Annotated in this window: 13 protein-coding genes; 5 read left to right on the plus strand and 8 right to left on the minus strand. The window is 57.7% G+C overall.

Going from position 1 to position 15,476, the window contains the following annotated elements:
- Positions 1 to 474: 474 nt before the first annotated feature.
- Positions 475 to 1,839: a hypothetical protein gene (locus WC600_12930; GenBank protein MFA4903633.1), complete on the minus strand. Its 1,365-nt coding sequence runs from the start codon at positions 1,837 to 1,839 to the stop codon at positions 475 to 477.
- A 257-nt stretch (positions 1,840 to 2,096) separates the two neighbouring features.
- Between WC600_12930 and WC600_12935 the strand changes: the two genes are divergently transcribed.
- Positions 2,097 to 2,897 (plus strand): glycosyltransferase family 2 protein, encoded by an 801-nt coding sequence (locus WC600_12935; GenBank protein ID MFA4903634.1) that lies wholly within the window; start codon positions 2,097 to 2,099, stop codon positions 2,895 to 2,897.
- A gap of 186 nt (positions 2,898 to 3,083) precedes the next feature.
- Here the strand turns inward: WC600_12935 and WC600_12940 are convergent, their stop codons facing one another.
- Both WC600_12940 and WC600_12945 read right to left on the minus strand, forming a co-directional pair.
- Entirely contained in the window at positions 3,084 to 4,025 is a 942-nt protein-coding gene (locus tag WC600_12940; GenBank protein ID MFA4903635.1) for a hypothetical protein, read from the minus strand.
- 118 nt (positions 4,026 to 4,143) lie between these two features.
- A complete protein-coding gene (locus WC600_12945; GenBank protein MFA4903636.1) occupies positions 4,144 to 5,355 on the minus strand; it encodes a zinc-binding dehydrogenase in 1,212 nt (403 codons plus the stop codon).
- A gap of 332 nt (positions 5,356 to 5,687) precedes the next feature.
- Here WC600_12945 and WC600_12950 point away from each other — a divergent pair, with 332 nt between their 5' ends.
- Positions 5,688 to 6,902, plus strand: a complete 1,215-nt coding sequence (locus WC600_12950) for a radical SAM protein (protein ID MFA4903637.1) — start codon at positions 5,688 to 5,690, stop codon at positions 6,900 to 6,902.
- A 1-nt stretch (position 6,903) separates the two neighbouring features.
- Positions 6,904 to 8,073, plus strand: a complete 1,170-nt coding sequence (locus WC600_12955) for a glycosyltransferase (GenBank protein MFA4903638.1) — start codon at positions 6,904 to 6,906, stop codon at positions 8,071 to 8,073.
- Between the two features lie 179 nt (positions 8,074 to 8,252).
- Here WC600_12955 and WC600_12960 read toward each other — a convergent pair whose 3' ends face one another.
- From WC600_12960 to WC600_12970, 3 genes are all read right to left on the minus strand, one after another.
- Positions 8,253 to 9,305: a glycosyltransferase family protein gene (locus WC600_12960; GenBank protein MFA4903639.1), complete on the minus strand. Its 1,053-nt coding sequence runs from the start codon at positions 9,303 to 9,305 to the stop codon at positions 8,253 to 8,255.
- A gap of 36 nt (positions 9,306 to 9,341) precedes the next feature.
- Positions 9,342 to 10,538 (minus strand): glycosyltransferase, encoded by a 1,197-nt coding sequence (locus WC600_12965; protein ID MFA4903640.1) that lies wholly within the window; start codon positions 10,536 to 10,538, stop codon positions 9,342 to 9,344.
- A gap of 117 nt (positions 10,539 to 10,655) precedes the next feature.
- Entirely contained in the window at positions 10,656 to 12,146 is a 1,491-nt protein-coding gene (locus WC600_12970) for an oligosaccharide flippase family protein (protein ID MFA4903641.1), read from the minus strand.
- A gap of 197 nt (positions 12,147 to 12,343) precedes the next feature.
- Between WC600_12970 and WC600_12975 the strand changes: the two genes are divergently transcribed.
- Positions 12,344 to 13,501 (plus strand): SGNH/GDSL hydrolase family protein, encoded by a 1,158-nt coding sequence (locus WC600_12975; GenBank protein ID MFA4903642.1) that lies wholly within the window; start codon positions 12,344 to 12,346, stop codon positions 13,499 to 13,501.
- Positions 13,502 to 13,667: 166 nt separating this feature from the next.
- On the opposite strand, the gene WC600_12980 is transcribed toward WC600_12975, so the two are convergent.
- Positions 13,668 to 14,303, minus strand: coding sequence for a class I SAM-dependent methyltransferase (locus WC600_12980; protein MFA4903643.1), 636 nt, complete (start codon positions 14,301 to 14,303; stop codon positions 13,668 to 13,670).
- Positions 14,304 to 14,750: 447 nt separating this feature from the next.
- Between WC600_12980 and WC600_12985 the strand changes: the two genes are divergently transcribed.
- Positions 14,751 to 15,179: a hypothetical protein gene (locus tag WC600_12985; GenBank protein ID MFA4903644.1), complete on the plus strand. Its 429-nt coding sequence runs from the start codon at positions 14,751 to 14,753 to the stop codon at positions 15,177 to 15,179.
- 69 nt (positions 15,180 to 15,248) lie between these two features.
- Here the strand turns inward: WC600_12985 and WC600_12990 are convergent.
- The coding region (locus WC600_12990) for a hypothetical protein (protein MFA4903645.1) at positions 15,249 to 15,476 on the minus strand (228 nt) is incomplete at its 5' end.

Here is a 15,476-nt window from a genome sequence, read left to right on the forward strand (position 1 = left end):
CGGTAGGTTTACACCTTTTTATTGCTATCTTGAGAAAATGTCAATGGGATTTGTGTTCTTGAGCAGATAAGCTCCCCCATTCCCCCCATTACGGTTCCTATCCTACCACATTTGATCTCGTTTTTTGATAAAAAAAATCCCCTTTTTCAATATATCGGCAAATGTGAGAATTAAAATAGCTTTTTTTTAATTATCCATTATTTTTAGAAAAATATCCAGGGAAATCAAAGGCCTGGACTACGTCAATGGATTTTTATTATCTTAACGCTTTTTTTGCCCCTACCTCTGGCTTGGTTAATCACAAGGATACGACGCCAGACCGAGTCAATGGAGGAACCCGCTCTGCTTCAGATATGCATATTTAGACAGAATCGCAGCCTTATTGTTAGCAGCGGGCCGAATTTCTGGCTCGATTCCTTGCATCACCTGCCCATGCGATAAATTGCCCAGGGCAAATCCAGGGTTTGAGTTTGCCTAGGGGTTCTCCGGCTTGCCACTTAACAGCCTTTTTATCGCCTGCGCCTGCCCGGGGGTGATGGTGGGATGAGCCGTGGGGCAGAATTTGTTGAAGTCATCCGTCGTAAGGCCACCCCCTTCTCCGCCGTCACGGTTGAGCGCGGTGTAACATTTTTGGGCCGCTCGGCTTATTTCCAGATATTGGGCGGTCCACCGCGGCAGGCTCAAAATCTGTCCGCCTACCATCACTGCCAGGAGCATCCCCGCCAACGTATGCGCCCACCATTTTTTGGGAATCCGGGGGGCCAGCAGACGCCACGCCGTTCCCACCAGCAGCAGGGCGCCAATCAAGGTAAAGATACCGTAGCGGGCCACATAAGCCTGGCTGACGTGCCGCTGATAGCGGGTCAGCGAAATCAGGCAGAACGGCAGAAGATTAAGCAGAAGGGCCCAGAGAGCCAGGTGCCTTTCCGGCAACCCTCCCCAGCGCCAGATAGCCGCCAAACTTAACGTCAACAGGGTAGCGCCGGCGATGTAGGCCAGGATGGGAAAATGATAGTGACCCCAAAACAGATAAAAGAAAGGCGCGAGAAAGGCCCCGCAGAACATGTGCAATAAATAAGTAGGGCCAGGCAAGCCTGCAAATACCCCGCGGTTATGGCTGGTGGCGGCGGGCACCCCGGCAAAGTTGAGATAGCCTGCCATGAAAACGATATATACGGCGCCGACTACCCCGGTAACCATCCAAAAGGCGCGCCAGGAGCGCTTTTCTCCCATCAGGAGCACATACAGTGGCAGCGCCAGGAGGCCCATCAGGGGATAATTGTGGGATAAAATGGACAATGCGGCGCACAGGCCAATGCCCCAGAGCTTGCCTCCCGACGGGGTGCGCACATAGCTGTCGGTTAAGAGCAACGCCCCCAAAAACAACCCCAGGCTGAGGGCATAGCCGAAATAGAAGGCGTTCCAGGCAATGGAGTGATGCAAGGCTGCCATAACGTAAAGGAGGCTCAGGCTTAAAGCCAGGCCAGGCTCCCAATGACGCCGGAAAAAGCTATAGACCAAAAAAGCGTTCACCCCGGTACCCAGGCAATTGATCAAAACCAAGCGCGAGTATTGTAATCCGGCAATTTTCACCAGACCATAATAAATCAAATGAAAAAAGGGGAACCACTGTTCGCCGTCAGGAGTGACCAGATATTGCCCGAAAGGGTATTGGACCATGGCAATGAGTGCGGTCCAATCATCCATCATATAAAAAAATATCGGTTTCCAAAATATCAGGACCGGCAAGGCCATTAACAACAGCAAGACCATGAACGGGCGGTCCGGAAGAGAAGCCGGCCTTGATTTTCCGGGATTTGACTCGTTAGCCTGTTTCATGCCTCTAGGCTCCCGGCTCCTCACCCAAGCCATGGCCAGAGGTAGCAGGAGCGCCGGGGGGAAAAGATAAACCCGGTTTGCTTTCTGAGTCAATTCCTAGTATGAATTTCAAGAGACAGGCCAGCTTGGTCAGAAGGGACTTCCTTTCCCGAGGGGCCGTTAAGGGCCGGTGACGGGTGTGGCAACAGAAATTCGCAGGCTTTAACACCCGACTTTTAACCCTATATTTATATCTCATAATCAGGAGAATGGAAAGTATGTTGGCCGGAAAAAAAGTGTTGGTGGTTATGCCTGCCTATAATGCTGAACAAACCCTGGAACGCACCTTCCAGGATATTCCTTTTGATGTGGTGGATGAAGTGCTGTTGGTGGACGACGCCTCCCACGACGAGACGGTAGCGGTGGCCCGGAAATTAGGCATCCGGTGTTTTTTGCATGAGCGCAATATGGGCTACGGCCGCAACCAGAAGACTTGTTACACTGAGGCCCTGAAATTAGGGGCGGATATCGTAGTCATGGTCCACCCCGATTATCAGTATTCCCCCAAAATTATCCCGGCCCTGGCTGGCTTGGTGGCCAGCGGCGAATACGAGGTGGCCATCGGCTCCCGGATTTTGGGAGGCGCCACCCGCCAAGGCGGCATGCCCGCCTATAAATATTTTTTCAACCGCTGCCTGACCTTTTTTCAGAACCTGCTCCTGGGGGCCAAGCTCTCAGAATATCATACCGGTTTTCGGGCCTTTTCCCGGAAAGTCCTGGAGACCCTGCCCCTCTGGGAGAACTCCGACGATTTTGTCTTTGACAACCAGATGCTGGCCCAGGTCATTTTCTTCGGTTTTCCCATCGGTGAAGTGTCCTGTCCCACACGCTATTTTGAAGAAGCCTCCAGCATCAATTTCCCCCGGAGTGTGAAATACGGCCTGGGAGTGCTGGTGACGTCGGTGGAATTTTTCTTGCAAAAGCGGGGCTGGGGCTCGTTTCGCATCTTCTCGTCCCACGGCCGGGGCCTGATCCCCCAGGATTACTACACCTCCGCCCGGCTTCCCTCTTCTCCCTGAAGGAAATCAATCAGAACTCCTGAGCCCTTAGCTCTCTCAAAATAATGAAAAGACCGGGAGCACAGGCTTTCCAGCCTGTGCTTGGACACCCGGGAGCGGGGTTACTAGACCTGACGCCGAAATTTTCCAAGCAGCCTTGAAAAGTGATAGGCTTTTTTATCATGGTCGCGGTGCCTTCTTTCCCCCTTAATCGTCCCTATCCTCTCGCAAATCTGACAACCTCACGCCCTCCACCGGCCCGGTTTGCACCAGCCAGGTGAGGAAGGAACGGATCTTGCCGACGAACCGCTGGACCGCAATTTCAGCGGGAAAAAGCCGGGAGGCCCCGGGCTTGAGCTCAGAGGAGTGGAAAAACATGGTGAGGACCCGGCCGCCCCGGCTCCGGTGGAGGCGGGCCGCCAGCCGCATGGAAGCCAGGGGATACCAGGCCGGCTGCACCCCGGCCGCGCCCACATACCGGAACGAGTTGCGCAGACACCGGCCCCAGGCTGGAGGCAACACCGCGGCCAGCCGCGTCACTAATCCCGGCGTCCCGGCCAGCACCGGCACCATGGTGACGGGAACCTCCAGAAGTTCGTGGTGGTTTTGTCCCGGGACGTGCAGCACAAAAGGGTCCGCCGGGGCAAGGAAATAGCCGGCCTCAGCCCCCTTGGGGGTGAGAGGCGCCACGCTGCTATCCACCGAGAGATTGAACTCCGGCAGCAAACCCCATATCTGAGGCCCCGCGTCAAACCGGCCCATGCGGAAGGACCGGGGCGCATCTTCCAGGTTGGTCTGTATCTGGTGGAGCAAATTGTCGCATTTATCCCGGAGGAGGTCCCGGGGCAGCCTTGCGGAGGATATCGGTTCGGGGTCGGGCAGATCAAGATAAGGCGGGGTGTTCCAGGGATGTAAATGAACCCCGATCTCCGCCCCATAACGATCTCGCCACCGGGTCAGGACCCGGCAGGCCGCGGGGTCCCGGGCCACCTGGTAGGTGACCAAAAGCGTCAGGGGCAGGCCGAATTCTTCGGGGATGAACGCCAGGCGCGAAAGTTCCGCCACGTTGGTCACTCCCGGGGGCGTCCGGGGATAGTGGCCAAAAAACAGTCCCTCTTCTTCCACATCGATGGAGATCACTAGTTTCATGTAAGACGTTTTTTTCTGGTTTCCCAGCTACTGTTACGAAAAATTTTCCGTAGGGTGCGTCTTACGCACCATTACCTTATGGCAGCGGTGGGCACGGAGTCCCGCCCCCCGGCCCTACTCACCGGCCCCGCAGGTCAATGGCCACTTTAAGACTTTTGTGGCTGCGCTTGTTGAAGGCCGCCTGAAAAGCCTTCCGGTAATCCTCCAGGCGAAAAAGGTGGGAGACCAGACCCCGGGAAGGGTAATCCCCCCGGGCCAGCAGTTCCATGGCTTTTTCATAGGTGCGGACTTTTTGGCCCCGAAAAACGCCGTGGGAGTACATAGAAGATCCGGTAAGCGTCAGCTCCCGAAACCACAGGCTGGAGAAGTCCACCGGCCCTATGGCGCCCGCGGTTCCCACCAGAACGTAAGTCCCCCTGCCGCGCAAAGCCAGAAGTCCCTCCTGGAGTGAGCTTTGCCCGCCCACACAGTCAAAGAACAGGTCGGCGCCACCTTCCAGGTTGCCGCCCCCTAAGGTGGTGGGCACCAGCCTGGCCCCCACGGCCTCGCCCAGTTCGGCCCGGCTGGGGCTGGACAGCACGACCTCCGCGCCGCCCTCCCGGGCCAGTTCGGCCTGAAAAGGATGGCGGGCCACCGCTATTATCCGGGCCTCCGAGCCCAGGACCCGTAACAGGCGCACTAGGTGCTGGGCAATGATGCCGGCACCGTAAACCACTACGATGTGCCGATCGTCGGGAAAGTGGTCCAGGACCGGCTGCAGCGCTGAAGCCAGAGAATCGGTGAGCACCGCCACCTCATCGGGGACGTGGTCAGGCACCCGCACCAACCGGCTGGGGTGGGCGGCCATCATTTCGGCCATGCCGCCCCCCACCCTCTGGGTAAAGCCCAGGATCACCCCGGGAGGCAGGTCGCCTTTCAGAAAATTTTCACAGAGGTTGTACTCCCCCGCGGCACACGCTGGGCATGGCGGCAGGCCTCTGACTTCACAGGGCAGCACCGGCTCCACCACCACCCGGTCGCCGACGCGCCATTCCGACCCCGGCGAAGACTCTACCACTTCTGCCACCACTTCGTGTCCCAGCACCGCCGGCAGAGACGCGTAGGGCTCCAGTAAGAAAGACTCCGCCCCTTTCAGCAGGTTCAGGTCCGAGCCGCAGATGCCGCACATAAGGGGCCGCAATACCACCCAAGGCGGCCCGGGGGGGTTGAATTCCACCGTTTGCAGCCTGAGGGGCGCCAGCCGGCCAAAAAAGGTCCGGGGCCAGAAGCGGTTCAGGCCTTTGGCCAACAGGTAGCGGGCTACTGAACGGTAATAAACCAAGGCTCTCATGAGGTTGGTCTCATCGTGGGATAAGTCTCATTTTATAATTTGTCTTAACTGGATGTTCGTATTTCTTTAAACCGAAAACGGTATTTAAGGAATCTGTTCCGGCGTGGGACGGTTGTCAAGACCATTCTTTCTCCAAAGGGTTGGGGATTCCGCCGCAATGGGATATAATGGCAAATAAATCGGGACTTATAGCGATTGCCAAAAGTTCTTTTCCTCTTATTCCCCTCTCCCTTTTTGGGAGAGGGTCAGGGGTTAATTAAGAAAAACTTTTGGCAATGAGTATACCGGCCCCGGTGCACTCATTATATCAAATATCGAGGCACGCGGTTTTCATGCATACAAGAAGCAGGATTGCGCTGGGGGTGGTAGTTAAAAATTTCCGGCGTCTGGCAAAGCATCCTTGGATCAGCACTAAATTGGCCACTATCCAGGGCGAAAAGTGGCTCTTCAATGTGCTCTACCCCCAGGCCCAAACCGGGCAGGCCAAAAAGATCCGCCAGTTGAGTTTGCGGATCACCGACATCTGCAATTTGCGCTGCCACACCTGCGGGCAATGGGGCGACCAAGGCTTCTTGCACGGCAGCAATCTGCGGAATTTGAAGCAGAACGAAGTCTCTTTAGACCGGTACCTGGAAATCCTCCGGGACTTGGTGCAGCACGGCCACCATCCCACGGTCTACCTGTGGGGCGGCGAACCCATGCTTTATGAGGGGTCGCTCGAGTTGATCGAAGCGGCCACCAAACTTAGGCTGCCCACCGCCATCGCCACCAACGGCACCCGGATTGCCGCGGCCGCAGACAGGCTGGTTAAGGCCCCCATGTTTCTTCTGCAGGTTTCCATCGACGGTCCCGATGCCGCCCGGCATAATCAGGCGCGCCCGGGGGTGGGGGGCGCCGACAACTTTGCCGATATTCAAGCCGGCCTGGCCGCGGTGGGGGAGGCCCGCCGGGACCGCCGCAGCACTCTGCCCCTGATTGCTTCTCTCACCACCGTCTCCCAGCATAATTTCCGGAACCTGGTGGACATTTATGAGTCCTTTAGGGATAAGGTGGACCTCTTTATCTTTTACCTCTCCTGGTGGATCGACCAGGAGGCGGTTAAGAATCACGAAGCGGACTTTAGCCGGCGCTTCGGGTTCAGTCCCACGCTTCACCAGGGCTGGGTGGGAGGCTGGCGCCCCGATGATTACCGGGAGTTGGACCGCCAGTTACAGACTGTACTGAAAATGTCCCGGTCGTCCACCGCACCCCCGGTTTCTCTGATCCCTTCCGTGATCGGCGAGGACGATTTGCGCACTTATTATACCGACCACCAGGCCCGGTTCGGCTTCAATCAGTGCATCTCAATATTTTCGGCTGCCGAAATCGATAGCAACGGCGATCTCTCGCCCTGCCGGGATTATCATGACTATGTGGTGGGCAACATCAAAGAGGCAACGCTTACCGAACTGTGGAATTCCCCGGCCTACGTGCGTTTCCGCCAGAGCCTGGCTACCGAAGGCCTGATGCCCGTCTGCTCCCGCTGTTGTGGCCTGATGGGGTATTAAGATGCACAGAAATTTTGGGGGAGAGGGTAGGGGGCAGGCCCCTTCTCACTCCCCCAACCCCGTTTCTCTCAGACTCGCTTCCGCCCCTTCACGCCCGGCCCGCCTGGTTTTCCTCCTCCAAGATTTAACCTTCGGCGGCACCCAACGCCAAACCCTGGAGTTGGCCCGGCGGCTCAACCCGGCGCGCTTTCAGGTCGAGATCTGGGTGCTGGCCGCGGGGGAGCAATTGATGCCGTTAGCAGAGCGCCACGGCATCCCCGTGATCCGGCTGGGGCGGCGCCAACAGGTGGGGCCCGGGGCCCTGGCCCGTCTGGGTCGGCGGCTTATGAATCAGCACCTCGATGTGCTCATGCCTCTCACCGTAGTGCCCAATATCTGGGGCCGGATGCTAGGCCGCCTGGCCAAAGTCCCCCTGATTATCGGCAACTGCCGGGGCGGCGGGGCTCCCCGGCAGCAATACGAGCGCCGGCTTTGGCCTTTGGCCCACCATATCTTGTGTAACAGCCAGGCCATTCAACGGGTGTTGACCGACTCTTGCGGAGTTCCGGCAGCCCGCCTGACCACGATCTTAAACGGTGTGGATACGGACTATTTTCAGCCCCCCGCGAGCCCGGCCGCCGGCCCGCCCCGGGTCTTGTCTGTGGCCCGGATGGTGCCGGAAAAAGACCATGATACCCTGCTGGCGGCCTTTCACCTGACGGCCAAGGCTTACCCCGAGGCGGAATTGTGGCTGGTGGGAGATGGCCCCCGCCTGGCGGAGGTCAAGGGTCTGGCCCGGCGACTCCTGCCCGGGGACCGGGTTAAATTTTTACCCACCAATGAAGACCTGCGCCCGCTGCTCCAGCAAGCCAGTCTCCTGGCGCTCAGCTCCCGGACCGAAGCCCTCCCCAACGTGGTTCTGGAGGCCATGGCCGCGGGCTTGCCGGTGGTAGCCACCCGGGTGGGCGGGGTCCCCGAACTGGTGGAATTAAACCGGACCGGCTGGCTGGTGAATCCTGGGGATGCCCCGGCACTGGCTGCGGCCCTGAGCCAGGCGGCTTCAGACCCCGATGCCAGGCAGGCCATGGGCAAAGCCGGCAGGGAACGGGCCGTCAAGCATTTCTCTTTAGAGACCATGGCCCGGCAATACGAGTCTCTCTTGGACCGGCTCCTCCAGGAGAAGAGGCGCTAAATGTAGGGCGGGAAAGCGCAGCGCATCCCGCCGTTAAGACTAAGCCTCGTTCCCAAGTTACACTTGGGAACGCCACTTTCCGCCCAAGCTCTGCTTGGGCACCGCTTAAGTTCCCCCCTTTGGAAAAGGGGGGTTAGGGGGGATTTCAAGAGGTTGCATAAATCCCCATGTTTCTCCCCTCAATAATCCAACTTTTTCTCACGGATAAACTGCTCCACCCCCGCATAAATCTCTTCATTGCCGCAGAACCGGCCGGTCTGGATATTCTCCCGGTAGTGGCTCAGGCGGGCTTCGAACTCAGGGATGATCTCAGGGGGGGGATGAAAGCCCATGAGAGAGCGGCCATATCCCAGGCGCTCGATATACAGGGCGTTCAAGAACTGCTCGAAGGCATTTTTGATGGGAAAAGAGATCACCGGCTTGCCGTAAAACAGGGCCTCGGACATCAGGGTGTGGCTGCCCCCGCACACCACGTAGCGGCAGGTGGAGAGGTCATCCAGAAACCCCGCCTCGGAGTTTTTCTTGAAATGCAGATTGCCCTCGATGCGCTCTTCGTTAAAGCCGTAAACCATCACCTTTGAGGGAATGGCGCTCAAGAAGGGAAAAAAGCGCTTGAAGGTGGTATACCCCTGGTACGCCACCACATGCTCGCCCAGGGCGGGCCTTCGCTGCAGCACGCTTTCCCGCAACAGCGGCGGCAGAACTTTGGCCCTGGCCCCGGGTTTCACCGGCGTTTGGAAGAAAGAAATCACCAGATAATCCGAAGCCCGGCTAAACATGGAGCCCACCGCGTAACTCGTGGATAGGTAGCTGGGATACTGGGTCCAGGGGACCCTGTGGCGGCAGCAGGTGATGACGTGTTGATGGTCGATGGACAGGCAGGGAACCCCGGCCCGTTTAGCTGCCCGCGGCAGGAAATATTCATAATCACTCATGGTGACGTCGGGTTGGAACCGGTCCATGAGGTCCAAAAGATGGCGGATGTGCCCCCTGGATTGGCTCCTAACCTGAAGGCTGCCCATGACCGTGGCGAGCAAGTCCACCCGATGGCCCCGGATGACCGTGGGCGGATTGGGACATTCCTCTACCCGGAATTCCCGGCTCAGGATGGCGGCCCCGGTGTCGTGGCTGACAAAGAGAAACTCATGTTCGGCGAAGTGCCGGGCAATGGTCAGAGCCCGGACCGCGTGGCCATGTCCGATGCCGTGGACCCCATAGAGAATTTTAGCCATAGTATGAAGACGGTCCGATCCGGGATCGACCCGGGATCAATGCAGGTTGCGATTTATAAATGAGTTCACGATAACTTGCCTAACCCGGCCGCCCCAGGTGACCCGGTAGGAGATGCCCCGCCAGGCGATAATATTCGTTAGCCAGGTCTTGAGGTAACACCAGCAAGCCATGAAAATATTGGCATAAAAGCCCAAGAGCCAGCGCCCCAGAGGAACCTGTGCCGGCACCAGGGTCCGGAACCAGGCCCCTAAAGCAGTTAAAGCCAGTAAAAATCCCCAACTTGCCAGGGCCAGAGGCGGGGCCACCATACCCAAGATCCCACCCAGGCCGGCGAGGCCTGCCAGGAGAATGGGGCCGGCTAACAGTAAGACCACCAGCGCCGCGGCCAACCAGGTGCCGGGCAGGCAATATTTCAGATATAACATTTGCCGGGTCAACCAGGTCTCCCAGCCGCACCGGGTCTGCCCGCTGAGATCGGTATTCAAAATCGCGGTGGCTACGGGCACGGACCGGATGCCGAAGCGCAACAAGCGCTGGCCCATGGGAAAGTCGTCCAGGACATTTTCCTTCAGGACACCCGCCAGCCCATGCTCATGGAACGCGGCACGAAGCATGGCGATGGCTCCGCCCCAGGGCAAGGCGATGGCAGGAATACCATGTAGCAGATGCAGGGCCAGCACCGTCTGGAGCATCCCCAGCGTGGAAATGCGGGTATCGCCATGAATGATGCGGTGGAACCCCGAGGTTATGACCGCCTGGCCGGTGACTATCGGGTGAATGAGATCCCGGAGAAAGTTGGGCGGGGCCTGGTGAGTGCTGTCACAAAACACCAGGATTTCCGCATCATCAGACACGGCCCCGATGCCGGCCAGAATGCTGTGGTTTTTTTGAGAGCCGGTTGTGGTCGGGCCGCTGACAATATGGCGGACTCGGGGGTTGCGGGACAAGAGCTCCCGCACCAACGGTGTGGCGGGGTCTTCCGGGTCCCGGGTGACCAGCAGGGTTTCATAGTCGGGATAGGGCTGGCTGAGCAAAGATTCCAGCGCCGCGGGCATCTCCGGAGAGTTCCCGGTGAGGGGCACAATGACCGCGACCTTGGGGTAGGTCGGCCAGAACACGGTTTCAGGCCGCCGCCCTGGAAAACTCCGGCGCACATGCTCGCGGCTGTAAAGCATCAGGGTCAGCAGGAGCAAGAGTTCCAGCGCCATGGAGCCCAACATCAAAGTGGTCAAGCAATTTTTCCTGCGGTCATGGTTCGCCTGCCTCGCTTATACGTTTGCTATGAACTGTATCAAATTGATTGTAACTAACTTATTCATGGGTCTATGGGAATGCAAGAGCTTCAGGGGCTAGGCCTCTCGGGTCTCGTCTCCCCTCTGCAGCCACCACCTGGCTGCCAGACCCAGAGTCGGGGCCAGGGCCAGGGCTTCGGCCGCTTCCCGGGGCAGGCGGCCATGTCCCGCCAGGTAAAGCAGAGCCCCCACCAGGACGGCAATGCCCAACTGGAACATCGGGCGCCGGGTAAAGAGCCCCAGGCGGCGCTGGCAAAAAGTCACGGTGAGTGCGGCCACTCCACCCTTGGTAAGGACCATGGCCAGAGCTGCCCCCAGCAGGGGCGCCCGGGGAATGACCAGGGAGCACCAGAGCAGATTGAACCCCAGGCCGCACAGGTGAAAGATCAGGAGCAACCGCTGCAGCCGCATACTGACCATGAGAAATCCCGCCAGGTTGTGGAGAAAGGCAAAAGCAACGGTCACTACCAGGACCTTCTGCAGCCAAATAGCGTCTCCATAGTTGGGCCCGTAGATCAAGGTGATGATACGGTCACTTTCGATGAACAGCACAAACATGACGCCTAAGGCCGCGGCCAAAAGCCAGCGTGCGGTGTTTTGGGCCAGTTGGGAGACCCGGCCGCGGTCCGACTCCCAGAGCTGCACAAAGAGCGGAAACAGGATACTTTGCAGGAGCAGGCCGGAGACCAGCCCGGAGATGCCGTCCACCGTTTGCCAGGTGACGCTATACTGCGCCACCCCGTGAGCCCCGGCATACTTCTGGAGAAAAAAGAGGTTAGCCTTGTTATAGAGAATGGCCGAGACCTCGATGACGGCAAACACCATCCCCAGTCGCAGAGTAGACCCCAGCCGTCCCAGGGAGGGCAGCGTGAGCCGCAAGCGCCCCTGGGAGCGCACCAGGATGAAGCTGCCCCCTAAATTGACCAGGCTTTCGATGGGCTTGAATGCAGCTACCACCGGGGCTGAGGCGCCCAAAGCCAGGGCGATCAGACCATAGCCAAAGCCCAACCCCGCGGCCAGGGCCGCAACCTTACCCTGGAGGTCCTGACGGCCCTGGACCTGCAAGGCCACAAAAAAAGTATTGGACAGGGCCTCCAGCCCGACCCCGGCGCTCAGCATGAACATGACGTATTTCAGGGACGAGGAGTAGCCCTGCCACTCCATAAAACCCAACACCCCCAGGAGCGCCAGCACCAGCAGGCCTCCCTTGAGGATGGTCACCTGGCTCAAGGCCGCGTTCGGGTCTCCGTCCTTTTTGGACATCAGGGAAACCAGCGGCAGGTTGAGGCCGAATTCCGCCACCAGCAGGAGAATGCTGCCCAAGCCAATGGCCAGCATAAACTCCCCATACGTGGTGGAACTGACCCGGGCCAGGTAAATGAGGAAAACGGCTTGCAACGCCTCCCGGAACCACCGGGCGCTGAGCAGGTAGGCGAACTTCTGGAGGATGCGGGCAGGCGCGGACTCAATTCCTTTATTCCCCTCTCCCTTTGAGGGGAGAGGGTTAGGGTGAGGGGTAGACGGCTGGCTAGGGCTGCTCACAAGCATCAAATGCGGCCTTATCGTAAGTTTTTCCAGGTCCCCGACCACGGCTGCCTGAACCTTTTATATATATCAGATATTTCTGCTGCCGGTGAGGAAAAGTCTTTTTCGAAGGGAACGGACTCCGCCGCAGGCTGGCCCAGGGAAAGAGTTTGCCATGCGCTCACGCATGCTTTATCCTTATGGCCAGGGAAGAGTTATTCATGCCGGAGACCCCAAACGCTAGCTCAGAGAGCTGGTTTCACCGCAACCCCAAGAAGACCTTGGTTTTTTTTACCCTGTTTCTGATGCTGGCCGCAGCCTTTGCCGCAGAACAATATCTCCAATTCCGTAACCATCGCAAAGGGATAGTCTTATCCTCCGAAGGCGAAATTAGATATATCCGGCTGCGAGAGTACCGTCCCGGCACCCGCCTTCTGATGACCTTGCCGCAAAGCCATCTGCCCTACACCGACAATGTCTTTGACAAAGAATACCGCTTTGATATCGACAAAAACGGTTTTATCGCCCCTTCCCAAAAATATGACCACCCCGATAAGGTCATCGTCTTCCTGGGAGGGTCCACCACCGAATGCATGTATATGGACGAGGACCACCGCTTTCCTTATCTGGTGGGGAAGATTCTCGAGGGGGAGACGGGGGCAAAGATCAATTCCTACAACGGCGGGATGTCCGGCAACAACACCCTGCACGCCATCGATCTTTTGATCAACAAAGTAATTCCGTTGCATCCGCAAGTTGTTGTCTTCATGGAGAACATCAACGACCTGAGCACCCTCCTCTATGAAGGCACGTATTGGAACGAGCATAACGCCCGGGCGCCCCTGGAAACCTTAAAAAAGACCAGGCTGGTGGGCAAGCTTTTGAAAGAGATTCTTTTCCCCGAATTGAATCAAGCTTATCGAGTTTTAAAAGAAAGACTGGCCAGTAAGCCATGGGATGAATTTATGGGCGTCCGGGGGAAAAAGCTGACGTTTGATAAGACAACGTTTGTGCGTGAATTCGCCATGAATCTCAAGGCGCTGATCTGTATCTGCCAGGCCCATGAGATTATCCCGGTGTTGATGACCCAGGCCAACCGAATCACACCGCATCCCGACCCGGTGGTGGCGGCTTACATCGGGCGCTACGGCAATGATACCGGCATCGGCTATGCTCAGCTTAAAGATCTGTACGATGCCTTTAACGACACCATCCGGGAAGTGGGCCGGAAAAATCACGTCATGGTCATCGACCTGGCCAAAGAGATTCCCCCTAATAAGCACTACCTCTATGATATCGTCCACTTCAACGACGCCGGCTCCGAAATGGCAGCCCGGATCATCGCCAACCGCCTAAAAGGGCTTTTGACGCCGCAATAGCCGCATTCAGCACTTATTGCGCCTCGTTACGCTCTCGTTCCCCAAGTTCCAGCTTACGCCCTCGTTCCCAAGTTGCACTTGGGAACGCTATTTTCCGCCCAAGCTCTGCTTGGGCACCACTCGCAGGGGCGGGGTCTCCCCGCCCCTGCATTGCATTTAATCCGCTCTACCAAAGCTTCCCGGACATGGCCACCTTCACCGCCAGGGTCAGGCCGTCATGCTCCGGCGAATGACGGGGCAGGAAGCTGAGCAGGTGAACGGCGCGCCAGGCGGGGTGGCTCAAGATTTCCCGGTTGAAGTCCGCAGCTCCGGTGAATCCGGTATTGTCCGCCACCAACAGACCACCGGAGCGCAACAAGCCGCGGGCCAGGGACAGGGCCGGCAGGTAGGATTCCTTGTCGATGTCCAGGAAGATCAGGTCAAAGGTCTCGCCCATCGCGGCCATGAGATTCAGGGCCTCGCCCACCTTCACCTCCACCACGTCCGTAAGTCCGGCCCGGGCGAGGTTGGCCCGGGCTCGGGCGGCCATGGCCTCGTCGTACTCCAGGCTCACGACCCGGCCGTTGATCTCAGCGCAGGCCCGCCCCAGAAAAATGCCGGAATACCCCGTGGCCGTGCCCAATTCCAGGATACGGGTGGCACCTGTGGCTCGGGCCAAAACAAAGAGCAGCTCTCCCACCACCGGACCCACGATGGGGATGGCTTCACGTTTGGCCTCTTCCTCCAGCTCCAAGAGCAAGGCATCGCCTAAGGGCGCCAGGCCTCGGAAATAACCTTCCAAATCAGGTATCATGGCGCTCATGGTCCCTCCTAGTGTGATGTCCAGATGTTTTTTTTAAGATATTTCGGGGAATCCTGTAGGGGCGGACCTATGTGTCCGCCCTATTTGCGGGCGCACACGCAGGTGCGCCCCTACAAAACTCTTTTAAGATATAACTGGGACATAAAACTATCACGCCGTTTAGGAATTGAATGTCTCGAAATTCTTTTTGGTTTCGGGTAATATTATGGCAAGAAAGGGGGAGAAGGGGAAGCACAGATTGCCCGGAGTCCTGCGGTTCATGAATCGCCAAAAGCCCTGCTCCGGTGGATCAATGCCGCCACCTCCAGCCAGATACCCCTCACCCCGCCCACCGCTGGCGTTAAGCAGGCGTGACGGTCTCGCGTATGCACCTCCCACCAAAATTGCGCCAAGAATAATCATAGTGTGGTAAAATAAACTATTACAGCTTAAGGGTTAAAGCACAGCATGGCAAAAGAGAAGAAACTCCGCAGCAAACCCCTGGCTTGGCTGTTGTCCTCCACCAAGGAGCAAGCCAAGGACACCGGCATGGCCATGGTGTTGATCTGTCTGCTTCTGGGCTATTGGGACAAGTTCCCCAAGTTCCCCAAGTTCCTCCCCGTGAGTCTGACGCTGTTGCTCATCACCATGATCTGGCCCAACGCCTTTCGGCCCCTGGCCACCCTCTGGTTCGGCCTCTCCCATGTCCTGAGCCGCGTCGTCTCCCGGGTCATCTTGACGGTGTTGTATTTTCTGCTGGTCACTCCCGTCGGCCTCATCCGGCGCCTGGGCGGCGCCGACGCCCTGAAATTGAAACAATGGAAACAAGGCCGCGACTCGGTCTTCATCGTCCGCCAAGGAGTCATCCAGGGAAAAGACCTGGAGAACCCTTATTGAGTTCAAAGTTCAAAGTTCAAGGTCAGGTCACAGGCCTTAACTTTGAACCTTGAACATTGAACTATAAACTCATTCCCAAGGAGTGACGTTATGAATTTTGCCAAGGATTTGTGGGGCTTCCTCAAGGTCAGGAAAAAATTTTGGCTGCTGCCCATCATCCTGACGCTCTTGTTTTTTGGCGCTTTGATGATCTTCGCCAGCGGTTCGGCCATCGCGCCCTTCATCTACACCATATTCTAAGTACGCCAGTTCATAAGTTCGGTAATGTATTTTCCCCTCTCCCCCCGCTGCGGGGGG

The sequence above is a fragment of the Desulfobaccales bacterium genome (assembly GCA_041648175.1).
Taxonomy (GTDB): domain Bacteria; phylum Desulfobacterota; class Desulfobaccia; order Desulfobaccales; family 0-14-0-80-60-11; genus 0-14-0-80-60-11.